Here is a 13,462-nt window from a genome sequence, read left to right as displayed (position 1 = left end):
ATTATCTAGGCTTATTATACTCCGGTATAGGTATGGGGAGTAATAGCCCTCAATTCTTTTTTAATGTTTTCATTCACATCCAGCCCTTCGATAAACGCTTTTATCGATTTTTCATTGATTGCTTCGTTGGTACGGGTTAAGGCTTTTAATGCTTCATACGGATTTGGATATCCTTCTCTGCGAAGAATAGTCTGAATGGCTTCGGCCACAACACTCCAACAATTATCCAAATCATTATATATAGCTGCTTCGTTGAGCAATAATTTTCCGAGTCCTTTCAACGAACTTTGTATGGCAATAACGATGTGTCCGAAAGGAACACCTACGTTGCGCAATACGGTCGAGTCTGTCAGGTCGCGCTGTAAACGTGATACCGGAAGTTTAGAGGCGAGGTGCTCGAGTATGGCATTGGCTATGCCGAGATTTCCTTCGGCATTTTCAAAGTCGATGGGGTTTACCTTGTGAGGCATAGCACTTGAGCCTACTTCTCCGGCTTTAATTTTTTGCTTGAAGTACTCCATAGAGATATACTGCCAGAAGTCGCGATTCATATCAATCATAATGGTATTGATGCGTTTCATGGCATCAAATACGGCGGCCAATGAATCGTAATTGGATATCTGGGTGGTATATCCTTCGCGGGTTAGTCCCAGGTTGTTCTTTACGAAATCATTTCCAAAGGTTTTCCAATCGTACTGCGGATAGGCCACATGGTGGGCGTTGAAGTTACCCGTAGCGCCACCGAATTTGGCTGTAACCACGCATTTCTTCAACTCCCGGAATTGGGTTTCCAGGCGATAGGCGAATACCATGATTTCTTTACCTAAACGGGTAGGAGAAGCCGGCTGTCCGTGTGTCTTGGCAAGCATTGGTACATTGGCCCATTCATTGGCGTAGGCGTTAAGTTTGGCTATGATTTCTTCAAGTAACGGATAGTATACATCTTCCAGGGCTTCTTTCAAAGACAATGGAACGGATGTATTGTTAATATCCTGCGAGGTCAGTCCGAAATGGATGAACTCTTTATATTTTTCCATGCCGCCCAGTTTGTCGAATACTTCTTTCAGGAAGTACTCGACAGCTTTTACGTCATGGTTGGTTACGCTTTCTATTTCTTTGATGCGTTGGGCATCTTGCTCACTGAAATTGCGATAAACATTGCGCAGTGCTTCATAAACATCTTTATTTATATCTTGCAGTTGAGGCAAAGGCAGTTCGCACAGTGCTATAAAGTATTCTACTTCTACTTGTACACGATATTTAATCAATGCATATTCGGAAAAAAAAGCGGCCAACGCTTCTGCTTTTCCTCTATATCGACCGTCAATAGGAGATATGGCGGTAAGTGTATTCAATTCCATCATTGTATAAAGAAAATTTCAAGATTGCAAATTTAACGCTTTTATCTGAATAAACAGAGATTGAATGGCAGAAAGTTCGCGCCGCAGAGTTAAAAAGAAGCATAAAAAGTAATATCTGAAAAAACTTTTCTATCTTGCATAAAATCGATGTACTATGAAGAATGGATGTATACTAACCTTCTTGCTTATATTCCTTTCTTTACCGGCTGTAAAGGCTCAGACGAATAAGATCGGAATTGTATTTGATGCGGATACGACGTTGACCTACCAATATGTCGGACTTACTGCTTTCACGAACTTTACAAAAGATTTGCCCATTCATGTGGATGTTAAAGGGGAGGTTTTACAAAAGCTTGAGTCGTATCTGGGCGCGAAGTATGTTGTTGAAATGGTAGAGCTTCCGGACTCTCTGAAGGGCCGGTCGATTGGTTTCTTTGATGGGGGAATAGGCCGGAAATTGCGGAAGTGGACTAAAACGGTGGACCAGGAATTTGATATCATCATATTTATACGCAATCAGGAGATTCCTCCCGAATGGCAAGTAGTTATAGCCGAGAATACGAATGGGTTATATACCAGACATAATCATGCACATCTTTTTACCACAATAACGTTTTATGCATACCGGACTTCGAACGGGCAGGAACTGGAATATTATAACCTGGGGGGAGATTTATTGCATAAGCTTAAGAAGTTCAAATCGCCCAAGAGCAAGGAGGAGTTTAGCCCTGCGGCTTTAAACTTTCTGGAAGAGGAGTATAAGAAGTATCTGGATGAGCGGGTGAAGTATTTTTTAGTCAAAAGTAATTTGATGTCGAAGGTTGAATAAATAAGAGGGTGTGGTTCGGCATGCAAATTAAGTTAAAATGGATTGGGAATGAATATATTGCTCCCACCACCCCGCTCTTTGGGCACCCCTCCGGGCAGGAGGGGAGTTTGGCTGCGCAACCATGATAAATAGACCATGCGGCATCGAACTCTCCTCCTAGAGGAGGAGTACCCAAAGAGCGGGGTGGTGGGAGCGATTTACATCAAAACCAATCAGAAATACTTAAACCCCTCCCAAAAGGCTTAACTTAATAACATTTAGAGGTATAGAAAGTAGATAACCAAAGCCATTCTAACGCTGGTGATACTCCTTCACGAACTCATGTATTTGATCCTTATCCATCTTGAATGTCAAGGTTTCGATCACCATAAAGAAGTTCTGTTTATCTACTATTCGTGGATACACGGTTTTCATCATATTGATTTTCCCTTTATCGAAGGTATAAATCTTAGCCATTTCGATGTATTGCTCTGATGTAAAGTCGGAGGTGACCATGGTTGTTGCAAGCAATTTATCCCGGTTATCGTCGAAGTTCTGGTCTTTCAGTGAGCGGAGGAACTGGGCAAAGGTGTCCGGTGGCATGATGTTATCGCGGTAGGCGTGGTGGGAGTTATTGCCCCTGACGGATATATCCTTCATGGTGTATTCGTTATAGTAGATTCTATCTCTGAATAATAATTCTCCTGTTCTTCCGGGGCCTTTGCGTTGGGAAGGTACTGATTCAAAGACTTCTATCTTATAAAGTCCGCTCTTGAGATTGGCGATAAAGCAACTGGTGGTTGGCGTACAGACTTGCTGTCCGTCAACAAAAACAATCATATCACGGCCATCACTTTCAATGCGTATCCCGTATATGGATGCCGCATACATGGATAATGCAAGGAGTGAAAGACAGAAAAGAACGATATACTTTCTCATACTTCATTGGTTTTATTAGGACAAAAGTAAGGAAAGATAATTCCTCTTGCGGATGGATAGTACTATTATTTTTTAGGAGTTTCCCTATTTTAGGAGTATTGTAGGAGGGTGTGTCATAACTCCTCCCCCTACCCCCTCCAAAGGGGGATAGGCTGCGCACCACCCGCAGGAGAACCTGGGTCAAGCGCCTCGCTTGTCCCCCGCTGGCGGGGGCAGGGGGTGGAGCTATGACACCCGCCCCTACACCATTATATTAGCCTTTCCGCAGTGCTGCAATACTTTCTTTGAGCGAGCTGATGATGCTTTCGGCATCGGCTTGTTTTTTGCGTTCCATATCGAGCACAGCGGCGGGGGCGTTGTTTACAAACTTTTCGTTGCTTAGTTTCTTCAATACGCCTTGCAGGAATCCTTCTTTATGTTTGAGTTCGGCTTCCATGCGGGCGATTTCTGCTTCCACGTCAATCATATTGCCCAGTGGCACAGCATATTCTGTGGTACCGATCATGAAGGACGCAGCACCATCGGCTTTGGATTCAACAACGGTTATGGCAGACAGGTTGCACATTTTAGTGATCGCCGCAGAGAAGTAGCTTACCGGATTCTGCCCTACCACTTGCAGCTCCAATGGTTCTTTCTGAGCGATATTCTTATGCAAACGGATGTTACGAATGTTGCTGATGACTTCTTTAGCCATATCGAATCCGGCAACGACTTCTTCGTCTACGTAAGTGTCCATGCCCAGGTGTTGAACCATGATGCTTTCGCCTTCTTCGCGCTCGTACATTTGTTGCCAAAGTTCTTCGGTGATGAAGGGCATGAATGGGTGGAGCAGCTTCAACAGGTTGTCGAAGAAACAGATGGTTGTGGCATAGGTAGAACGATCAATTCCTTGTCCGTAGGCAGGTTTAATCATTTCGAGGTACCAGGAGGAGAATTCGTCCCAGAATAGCTTGTAGACGGCCATCAGGGCTTCGCTCAGGCGGTACTTGCCGAATAGGTCGGTTACTTCGACAGCCACTTTATTTTGTATGGATTCGAACCAGCGGGTGGCCAGTTTAGATGCTTCGGGGATCTCGGCTTGCTCGTCAATGGTCCATCCTTTGATGAGGCGGAAGGCGTTCCAGATTTTGTTGTTGAAGTTACGTCCCTGCTCGCAAAGGGCATCATCGAAGAGGATGTCGTTCCCGGCGGGTGCGGAAAGCATCATGCCCATGCGTACACCGTCGGCTCCGTAGCGGTCGATCAGTTCCAAGGGGTCGGGCGAGTTGCCCAATGATTTGGACATTTTGCGACCTTGCTTATCGCGCACGATTCCGGTGAAGTAAACGTTGCGAAAGGGCATATCGCCTTCGTATTCGTAGCCGGCCATAATCATGCGGGCTACCCAGAAGAAGATAATGTCCGGACCGGTCACCAGGTCGCTGGTTGGGTAGTAATACTTCATTTCTTCATTGCCCGGATCGAGGATACCGTTGAACAAGGAGATGGGCCACAGCCAGGAGGAGAACCAGGTGTCGAGGCAGTCTTCGTCTTGACGGATATCGCCCAGGGTCAGGTTGGGGTTGCCGGTTTTGGCTTTGGCTTTTTCCAGGGCTTCTTGTTCGGTCATGGCTACCACGTATCCGCCTTCGGGCAGGAACCAGGCTGGTATGCGGTGTCCCCACCAGAGTTGGCGACTGATGTTCCAGTCTTTGATGTTTTCCATCCAGTGGCGGTAGGTGTTCTTGTATTTTGGGGGATAGAACTTGAGTTCATCGTCCATAACGGGCTTGAGTGCGATCTCTGCCAGGTGTTCCATTTTGAGGAACCATTGCATGGAGAGTTTCGGCTCGATGACTACGTTGGTGCGCTCGGAGTAGCCTACTTTGTTGGTGTAGGGTTCTTCCTTTTCCATGAGTCCGGCAGCGGTGAGGTCGGCTACGATTTGCTTGCGAACGTCGAAGCGGTCCATACCGATGTAAAGTTCTCCGGCGGGGCTGATGGTTCCGTTGTCGTTGAAGATATCGATGATGGGGAGGTTGTATTTCTCGCCCAGCATATAGTCGTTAACGTCGTGGGCGGGGGTTACTTTGAGGCAACCGGTACCGAATTCGATGTCTACGTACTCGTCTTCAATAACTGGGATGACACGGTTCAGCAACGGAACGATTACTTTCTTTCCGCGGAGGTGTTGGTTTTTCGGATCGTTAGGGTTGATACACATGGCCACGTCGCCCATGATGGTTTCGGGGCGGGTGGTGGCTACAACGGCATAGCTGTCTTCTCCCTCTACGCGGTAGCGGAGGTAGTATAGTTTTCCGTGTTCTTCTTTGTAGATCACTTCTTCGTCGGACACGGCAGTGAGGGCCTGCGGGTCCCAGTTTACCATGCGTACGCCGCGGTAGATGAGTCCTTTATCGTGCAGGTCGTTGAATACCCGGAGCACGCTCTGGCTGCGGGTTTCGTCCATCGTGAAGGCGGTCCGGTCCCAGTCGCACGAGGCGCCCAGGCGGCGGAGTTGCTTGAGGATGATGCCGCCGTGTTCTTCGGTCCAGTCCCAGGCGTGACGAAGGAACTCGTCGCGAGTGAGGTCGGTCTTTTTGATGCCTTGTGCAGCGAGTTTGTTTACCACTTTGGCTTCGGTTGCAATCGAGGCGTGGTCTGTTCCGGGCACCCAGCAGGCGTTTTTGCCTTCCATACGGGCGCGGCGAATGAGGATATCCTGAATGGTATTATTAAGCATGTGTCCCATGTGCAGGACGCCGGTGACGTTGGGTGGCGGTATGACGATGGTGTAAGGCTCACGTCCATCGGGTTTTGAACTGAACAACTTGTGCTGCATCCAATACTGGTACCACTTCCCCTCAACGTCTGCGGGGTTGTACTTACTTGCTAATTCCATTTTAATTTAAGTTTTTAAGGTGATAACGTGCCAGCGGCAACGTGCCGCCGCGAGGTTCTTCACATTTTAAGGGTACAAAATTAATATAATAATATGAATAATGAGAGGTTCGGAGTTGAAAAGTAACGCGGTTGTGTTGTGGTTTGCACTCGGTTGTGTTGTGGTTTGCTCTTCAATTGAGTGTGGTTTGCTCTTCGTTGGAGTGTCGTTGGAGTGTCTTTTGCAAAAAAGCGAAATCAGTAATCTGTTGTATATCTGCTGATTACGGGTTTTCGCTTACCGATAGCGATGGAACAATAGAATAGAATAGAATAGATAAGAATAGAATAAACTACTACTACTAAAGTAGCAGTAGTAGCAGTCGTTATTTTTGTTGATGCCGGTAAACTTTCTCGTGAGGGTCGGGCTATATAGCACAATGGTCCTAAGGTACTTTCTCGCGGCAAACAAGAAACTTTCTCAGAGTGGTTGAGGTACTTTCTCGCGGCGGAAGACGGAGGTTACTTAAAGTGAATGGAGACTTTTTCAGGGTAAATAATTCACCTTTTTACGCCAAAAGCAGAAACGGAACTTGAGCGGAACTTGAGCGGAACTTGAGCGGAACTTTGTTTGTTTTGGGTGTTGTATCTTTGCTCTCAGTAAGGATTGGGAAGTGCACGTCCCGGCCCGGAAAACGATCTTTGACGTATTGAACACAGGTATCGGGGTGAATTCGCCGGGGTGAGGTTTGGATGGGTAACGGGGTGGAAAGGAGTGAAACGGTGTGGAAATGACTCCGCATGGCTCAGCCGGAACGGCTGTTAATCTTGGTAGCCCGTTGCTTCAGCATCGGGGCAGCGAGGCNAGGCGCTGTACCCAGATTGCGTGCCGAAGGTACGCGATAATGAGATCAAGATTGCGTACCTTCGGCACGCACGTGGTAGTTCTTTGCCTACCCGATGCTGAAGCAACGGGCTACCAAGATTAACAGCCGTTCCGGCTGACCCCATGCGGTTGGTCACGAATCGCATCAAAACTAATCAAAAATGAGTAAAACAAATTAAGAAGGATTTAACCAAATAACACTACCCAAACCCTGCCAAACATCCAAATATCACAACAACCAAAAAGGAGAGATAAAAATGATGCATCAAAAAAATATTTTTGATTCGACGAAAATTATTTTTTGATGCATCAAAAATATAATTTCGTTGCATCAATCCCAGAAACCGCATGAATGCGGGAATACAGAAGACCTCTTGAAAATCAAAAAACAATTACAGCAACTGCCGGCTTTTCATTTCGAGATACTTGTTGATCACATCAATAGACAGGTTCTCGGGTGTAGTTAATAAAGAATAGATTCCGTGTTGCTTCAAGGTATTTACGATCAACCGTTTTTCGAAGGCAAACTTCTCGGAAATGACCTGTTGGTAATACCCTTCGGTATCTTTCTGGTCATGGCGAGAGATCAGTTTTTTCAGTTCGGCATCTTCAAAGAAAACCACCAATAGCCGGTGCTGGCGATTCAACTGTTGCAGGTAAGGGAGCTGACGGTTCATGCTTCCCATATTATCGAAGTTGGTATAAAGAATCAGGAAACTTCGTTTATTTACGAGTTTGCCCAGATGTACGCATAACGATGAATAATCGGTTTCGCCAAAAGAAGTCTGCTGTTTATAAAGCCCTTCGAGCAGCATTTGCATCTGTCCACTCTGCCGGGAAGCCGGGAGGAAAGTATCAAAGTGCTCGTTAAACGTCACAAGCCCCGCCTTATCTTCTTTATGAATAGCCACGTAAGAAAGCACTAACGAGGCGTTAATGGCATAATCCAACAAGGTCATTCCTTTGAAAGCCTGTTGCATCATACGCCCTTTATCAATCACATTGTATATTTGCTGCGAGCGCTCGTCCTGATATACATTCACCATCAACGCATGCCGGCGGGCACTGGCTTTCCAGTTTATCGTACGATAATCATCGCCCTTTACGTACTCTTTAATCTGCTCGAATTCCGTATTATGGCCGATACGACGTATCTTCTTAATACCAAACTCCGTGAGATTATTGCTCATCGCCATAAGTTCGTAGCGGTGCAACATCAGGTAAGACGGATAAACCTTAATCGTTTCAGCCTCGCCACAAGTAAAACGGCGTTCCATCAGCCCCAATGAAGTTGAAGCAAAGACTCTGATCCGGCCAAAACCATACTCACCCCGGCGGGTAGGACGCAACTTATACTCCACCGTTTTACCAGATGCGGCGCTCCCCAGTGAGAGTTTAAAGTTAATATCCCGCACCTGAAAAACGACCGGTATTTCATCAATCACCCTCAGCTGCACGGCAAATGGGTAGCGACTTTCTATCCGGATACGCACCAGATTATCGTCGCCATTAGAGAAACGTTCGGCACAGCGGCGGGTGGCTGTTATCCCCTTCGTCCGGTAAAGCATCCAGCCTTCGGAAATGACAACCAGAACGAAGACAAGAAGAGCGAGTTGCCCCATCAGGAACAACGACTCCCATAAAAAACCACCACAAAGGATGAATATAATAAGGGCGGAACACAGGTAAAACCGTCGCGTCAGAAACATTATTTAGGCACCTCTACTTTATCAATCAACCGTTGAGTAACTTTTATGGCAGAATATCCTTCCATTTCCGCCTCGGCAGTCAAGATAAGACGGTGTTGCAGCACGTAAGGAGCAACAAACTTAATATCTTCGGGCGTCACAAAGTCACGTCCCTGCAACAGCGCATAAGCCTTCGACGCCTGCAACATGGCCACAGACGCACGGGGCGAAGCCCCGAGGAAAACAGCCTTACTGGTGCGCGTCTGCTGAATGATCAAAGCAATATAACGCAACAACGTAGGATCTACAAACACACTGGACGTAAGTTTACGGAGCGACAACAACTCATCACGCGTAATCACAGGCCGAATATCATCCAGTTTAACCAACTTCGCATTCGTATGATGGCGTTCGAGGATACTGATTTCTTCTTCCAGAGAAGGGTAATCCATCGTTATCTTCACAAGGAAACGGTCCAACTGTGCTTCGGGCAATTTATAGGTACCTTCCTGCTCCACCGGATTCTGAGTAGCCAGAATGGTGTACAGATCGCCCATTTTATAAGTCGCGCCGTCAATCGTGATCTGGCGTTCCTCCATTACCTCAAAAAGGGCCGACTGCGTTTTAGCCGGCGCACGGTTTATCTCGTCCACCAAAACCATATCGGCAAAGATGGGACCGCGATGAAAATCAAACGCACTCGTCTGCATATTGAAAACAGTAGTCCCCAACACATCACTAGGCATTAAGTCGGGAGTAAACTGAACACGACTGAAGTCGGCATCTATCAGACGAGAGGTGAGACGCGCCAAAAGCGTCTTTGCCACTCCCGGCACACCCTCCAACAAGGCATGTCCGTTTGCCAGGATAGTAGTCAACACCAAGTCCACAGTACACTCCTGCCCTACAATAACCGAAGCAATTTGTTGCTTCAACTCTTTCATCTTTTCCGAGAAGAGTGTCAAGTCGGTTCTTTCTGTAGTTTCTTCCATAATCTTATTAAGTTGAAAATTGAAAGTTGAAAGTTGAAAGTGAAGATTGAAAAGTTACCATGCGACATCGTAACTTTCAACTTTCAACTTTCAATTTTCAACTTATTTATTATTTTATTCATATAATCCACGAGTCGCCTCATGGTTTCTTCGCCCACTTTTCTTTCTCCACGAAGCACCGGGCGGATATTGACAAGCATCCGGAATATCTCCCTCTCATTCATTCCGGTTTTCGAGGCCATCCGGCGTGCCAGTTTCTCGTCATCCTCCTCATCTTCCACATTCACTTGAATGGTACGCCGCAAAGTCTCAGCAAAATAGAGAAACTTCTTTTGCACCAGATCCGTATGATCCTTTCTTTGGAAATACAACGTACCGATCAGCTCCACAAACTCGACCGTTTTATTTGCCGGCTTACGAATAACAGGAATCGGGCGTTGATGCCTTCGTGCAGTAAATATCATAAAAAGTATCAGGGTAATCATCGTTAAGTACAACCCCCAACGTAGTGGGCGCTGCGACAACAGATAACGTAAAGGAGTTTCTTCGGTCCTGCTCCGTTTTACCCCATAAGCCTCCGTCCGCAAGATGGGCAAGCCTTGCAGTTGGTTTAACAACCGGAACAGATAAACAGAGTTATTACCATCCAGCATTCCATAGTTAGTGAATATCAATGGCGTAGAAACAAGGGTGATCTCTCCCGCCCCCACCTTTCTTGTGATAGCATAAGGCGAAGAGTACTCTACCTCCTGCCCCAAAGAATCCGTCTCCAACCATATTTTCTCCGACAACCGGGTAAAAAGTGAATCTGAAGAAGAAAAATCGGCTCTACACAGATGCGGATAGAACATAAACATCTGCTCGTCAGCATAGTTTGAATTCTTACACCAATAAATTGTATCACGACCTTGCAATGCTGTTGCGTATTTTTTCAGGGAAGAAAAGTTGAAGTACGAATAGGAACAATCAAAGCCCAGTGTATCCCTTAAGGCTTTATTAAAACCTGAGGCCACAAGCATGACTTTATTTCCCCGGTCCAACATCCTTAACAATGCCTCACTGTCTGTTTCCGACAAAGACAAACGTTCAACAACAACCAACACACTGTAATTAGTAATTGAGTCTTGCGACAATTGATAAAGCGTCTCATCTACAACCGAATACGCCGGTACCGTATCCCCAAAAGAATGAGATGCCAGAGAAGCCTCCACTACATCGTCAAACACTGCCGAGCCAAAAGGCTGATGATCATACTGGCTGAACGTGGGATTCCACACAAACTTCTTGGGCAGGGAGTACTCCACCACGATCATGACTACCAGAAACAGGAGTATACCTATTATATATATATGACTGGCTTTCACAATACTCCCCCTTTCTCTACCATCGCCTGAAGCTCCTTCATTTCATGGAAGATCTGCTCCGTAGCTTCAAAATTACCATATCGCACCCGAAGAAAGCGATTTGTCAAATCACGGAAAGGTTCACGCCTCGCCTCAGGTTTAACTTCATAAATATACTGAGTCGGGGTTTTGTAAAGCTGCCAATCAATAATTTCTTTATCACTCAGAAACTTCAAGGTTTGCAGATACAACAAACGGGTAGCTTCCTTGTAGTCTCCGCGCGACACAGCCAAGGCGATCTCCACTTCAAAATCAACGCCATATATCGTATCTTCATGCACCGTATAAGCAATCGTCTTCTTGCCTGTACGCATAAATAGTTCGGGCCGTTTCCGGTACACAAACCAAACCAGAAGCAATACAATAAGAATGAATATAACGATAAGTATCGTTTCTGTATATTCAGCAGCAAAGCGACTACCAAAGATCTTTTCCAGAAGCTTCATCAACTGCATACTAAGCCACCTATACAAGTCTAACTCAGGAGCTTGCAGCTCCCTGTTGTAATCGTATGACGGATTATTCTGCCAATGAGCCAGCCGGGCCGTATCACAGGATAACGTATCGCTTTGAAGAATCATTTAAACGGATTAGAGGTTCTCGAAGTTATCAATCTCGCTTTCTACTGTTATACTATCCAATTTCTCCGAAGCATGGGCATATTGATAAGATAATCCCAAGAGGGCGAATACCATAGATATGTATGCTCCATAACTCTGTATGATAGCTAATACATAAACAAACATATTATATACTATAGAAGAATCCCCCTCTGTCGCTCCCTCGGCGCTATATTCAAATAGCGTTTTTATAGAAATCGCCATAGACCAAGGCGTTGCTAATACACTTTGCAAAACCGAAGCGATGATTCCCATAACGAGTAAAATAAGGAATATGCCTCCCCATGTAGCAAAACCCATTCGGAATGCTTTAGCCAGCGATGCACCAATACCAATATTTTCAAACAAGTAAATGGGCGCCCAAACAGCCAGTGCAATCATCACTGCAACAAGTGCAGGAAAAGTCAGGAAAAGCGTCAACAAACTACCAACAGCCAGTAGAACGACAACAGACATAACCACAATGGAAAGTCCGAAAGAAACAAGTCCCAACACGATCAGGCGTCCAATATTTCTAAACAACAAGGGTTTAATGTCAGTAAAAGTAATGCCATTCAAGCGTTCTTCCCGATCATTATATAACTTCACCAATGCATATACAAGAGAAGTGATTAACAAAGAACCAAGCATTCCACATAGAACCAAAGCGCCGTAACTTACAAAGAAGGCCGCCCCAAAATCACCAAACTCCAAAGTGCTCAGGTCGCCCATTACGGCTCCCATATAGTATCCCATAAAAGAGTTCATCGTCAAAGCTTGCACAAGACATACAGGAAGAATAAGGTAAGTGATATATTTCAACATGACTTTCCAATTCTCCTTGATAAAATCGAAAGAGGCATTCATCTTTTCACCGAAAGGACGCTGCACATAAAACGGGATCTTAGGACTTTGTTGTGTATCCATAATGATTTCTATTGGGTAAATAAATATAATAGTAAATAATAAATGCAAGCGAAAAAAGAATAACACCAAGTCTCACCACATCGGGAAAATGAGTATGACGGGTAAGGAAGCCTTCTATAAATCCTGCAATGATAAAAATCGGTACCGTACCGATAACAATCTTCACACCTTTCTTTGCACCATGCCTGAAAGAAGCACCACGCGAATAAGTTCCCGGAAACAACCAACCGTTGCCCAATGCAATACCGGCAGCACCAGCCACTATGATAGCCCAGATTTCGAGTGTTCCATGCAACCATATGGCTAACATTGCCTCCTTCAGCAAGTTATGTTGGTAGAACATGGTTAGAAAAGCACCGACCATTACGCCATTATAGAATAAGAAGAAACCTGCCGCAAAGCTGGTAAATAGTCCAAATATAAAAACATTGAAAGAAACAAGAACGTTGTTCAATGTAATGCCCAGGAACATCGAAAGCTCGCTGCCACTGCCATAAACGCCCATAGGTTCTCCGTTGGCTATATTACGTAATGTCATATCCACATAACCATCACCCAAAATCAATCGAATGAACCCCTCATCTTTCATAGACGAAAGCACGCCAATGAACACACTGACAACGAAAATAATAAAGGAGATACGCAATTCCGGACGTGCACCATACATTGTTTCGGGAACCTCCTTTGACCAATAGGTAATGATTCTCGACCACTTCTCCCGTTTATTCCTGTACAGAACGTTGTGTAATGATGAAGCCAGATTGTTCAAATAAATCGTAATCCGCGAATTGGGATAGTGCGTCTGGGAGAAGGCCAGGTCGGAAGTCAGTTCCGTATACGTATCAGCAAGAGTATCCGGATGAGAGACATCGGCTTTGTCTACCACATTTTCCGTTTTTTTCCATTTCTCGAAGTTTCTTCGTATAAAGGTTACCTCTTTCATCTACGTTTTTTAGAACTGCCCTGGTGAAACTTTTGTGTATATAAGGAGCAAAAGTAA

At 45.3% G+C, this 13,462-nt stretch carries 10 protein-coding genes; 1 reads left to right on the top strand and 9 read right to left on the bottom strand.

What is annotated here, in order from left to right; translation table 11 throughout:
• Positions 1-14: 14 nt before the first annotated feature.
• The gene (gene purB, locus D0T87_RS13770) at positions 15-1,361 is read right to left on the bottom strand and encodes an adenylosuccinate lyase (protein WP_163175793.1); all 1,347 of its coding nucleotides are present in this window, start codon (positions 1,359-1,361) and stop codon (positions 15-17) included.
• Positions 1,362-1,515: 154 nt separating this feature from the next.
• Here purB and D0T87_RS13765 point away from each other — a divergent pair, with 154 nt between their 5' ends.
• Positions 1,516-2,190, top strand: coding sequence for a hypothetical protein (locus D0T87_RS13765; RefSeq protein ID WP_163175713.1), 675 nt, complete (start codon positions 1,516-1,518; stop codon positions 2,188-2,190).
• Positions 2,191-2,481: 291 nt separating this feature from the next.
• Here D0T87_RS13765 and D0T87_RS13760 read toward each other — a convergent pair whose 3' ends face one another.
• The 8 genes from D0T87_RS13760 to D0T87_RS13725 all read right to left on the bottom strand — a co-directional run bounded on the left by D0T87_RS13760 (position 2,482) and on the right by D0T87_RS13725 (position 13,405).
• Positions 2,482-3,108 (bottom strand): DUF4476 domain-containing protein, encoded by a 627-nt coding sequence (locus D0T87_RS13760; protein WP_163175712.1) that lies wholly within the window; start codon positions 3,106-3,108, stop codon positions 2,482-2,484.
• A 253-nt stretch (positions 3,109-3,361) separates the two neighbouring features.
• Positions 3,362-5,989 carry a valine--tRNA ligase gene (locus D0T87_RS13755; RefSeq protein WP_163175711.1) on the bottom strand — a complete coding sequence of 876 codons (2,628 nt, stop codon included), beginning with the start codon at positions 5,987-5,989 and terminating at the stop codon, positions 3,362-3,364.
• A gap of 1,256 nt (positions 5,990-7,245) precedes the next feature.
• The gene (locus D0T87_RS13750) at positions 7,246-8,562 is read right to left on the bottom strand and encodes a DUF58 domain-containing protein (RefSeq protein WP_163175710.1); all 1,317 of its coding nucleotides are present in this window, start codon (positions 8,560-8,562) and stop codon (positions 7,246-7,248) included.
• Positions 8,562-9,533, bottom strand: a complete 972-nt coding sequence (locus D0T87_RS13745) for a MoxR family ATPase (protein ID WP_163175709.1) — start codon at positions 9,531-9,533, stop codon at positions 8,562-8,564. Before D0T87_RS13745 ends, D0T87_RS13750 begins: the two co-directional genes overlap by 1 nt.
• An 83-nt stretch (positions 9,534-9,616) precedes the next feature.
• Positions 9,617-10,897 carry a DUF4350 domain-containing protein gene (locus D0T87_RS13740; RefSeq protein WP_163175708.1) on the bottom strand — a complete coding sequence of 427 codons (1,281 nt, stop codon included), beginning with the start codon at positions 10,895-10,897 and terminating at the stop codon, positions 9,617-9,619.
• Positions 10,894-11,517: a DUF4129 domain-containing protein gene (locus D0T87_RS13735; RefSeq protein WP_163175707.1), complete on the bottom strand. Its 624-nt coding sequence runs from the start codon at positions 11,515-11,517 to the stop codon at positions 10,894-10,896. Before D0T87_RS13735 ends, D0T87_RS13740 begins: the two co-directional genes overlap by 4 nt.
• Positions 11,518-11,526: 9 nt before the next feature.
• Entirely contained in the window at positions 11,527-12,462 is a 936-nt protein-coding gene (locus tag D0T87_RS13730; protein ID WP_163175706.1) for a hypothetical protein, read from the bottom strand.
• Entirely contained in the window at positions 12,440-13,405 is a 966-nt protein-coding gene (locus tag D0T87_RS13725) for a stage II sporulation protein M (protein WP_163175705.1), read from the bottom strand. The genes D0T87_RS13730 and D0T87_RS13725 overlap by 23 nt, the downstream gene beginning before the upstream one ends.
• Positions 13,406-13,462 lie beyond the last annotated feature (57 nt).

This window comes from Bacteroides sp. 51 (assembly GCF_010500965.1).
In the GTDB taxonomy this organism is placed as follows: domain Bacteria; phylum Bacteroidota; class Bacteroidia; order Bacteroidales; family Bacteroidaceae; genus Bacteroides.
This window is presented reverse-complemented; position numbering and strand designations above follow the sequence as displayed.

Excerpts from the sequence above, each read along its gene's own strand:
- purB (WP_163175793.1), bottom strand. The coding sequence starts at position 1,361 with ATGGAATTGAATACACTTACCGCCATATCTCCTATTGACGGTCGATAT.
- D0T87_RS13765 (WP_163175713.1), top strand. The coding sequence starts at position 1,516 with ATGAAGAATGGATGTATACTAACCTTCTTGCTTATATTCCTTTCTTTA.
- D0T87_RS13760 (WP_163175712.1), bottom strand. The coding sequence starts at position 3,108 with ATGAGAAAGTATATCGTTCTTTTCTGTCTTTCACTCCTTGCATTATCC.
- D0T87_RS13755 (WP_163175711.1), bottom strand. The coding sequence starts at position 5,989 with ATGGAATTAGCAAGTAAGTACAACCCCGCAGACGTTGAGGGGAAGTGG.
- D0T87_RS13750 (WP_163175710.1), bottom strand. The coding sequence starts at position 8,562 with ATGTTTCTGACGCGACGGTTTTACCTGTGTTCCGCCCTTATTATATTC.
- D0T87_RS13745 (WP_163175709.1), bottom strand. The coding sequence starts at position 9,533 with ATGGAAGAAACTACAGAAAGAACCGACTTGACACTCTTCTCGGAAAAG.
- D0T87_RS13735 (WP_163175707.1), bottom strand. The coding sequence starts at position 11,517 with ATGATTCTTCAAAGCGATACGTTATCCTGTGATACGGCCCGGCTGGCT.
- D0T87_RS13730 (WP_163175706.1), bottom strand. The coding sequence starts at position 12,462 with ATGGATACACAACAAAGTCCTAAGATCCCGTTTTATGTGCAGCGTCCT.
- D0T87_RS13725 (WP_163175705.1), bottom strand. The coding sequence starts at position 13,405 with ATGAAAGAGGTAACCTTTATACGAAGAAACTTCGAGAAATGGAAAAAA.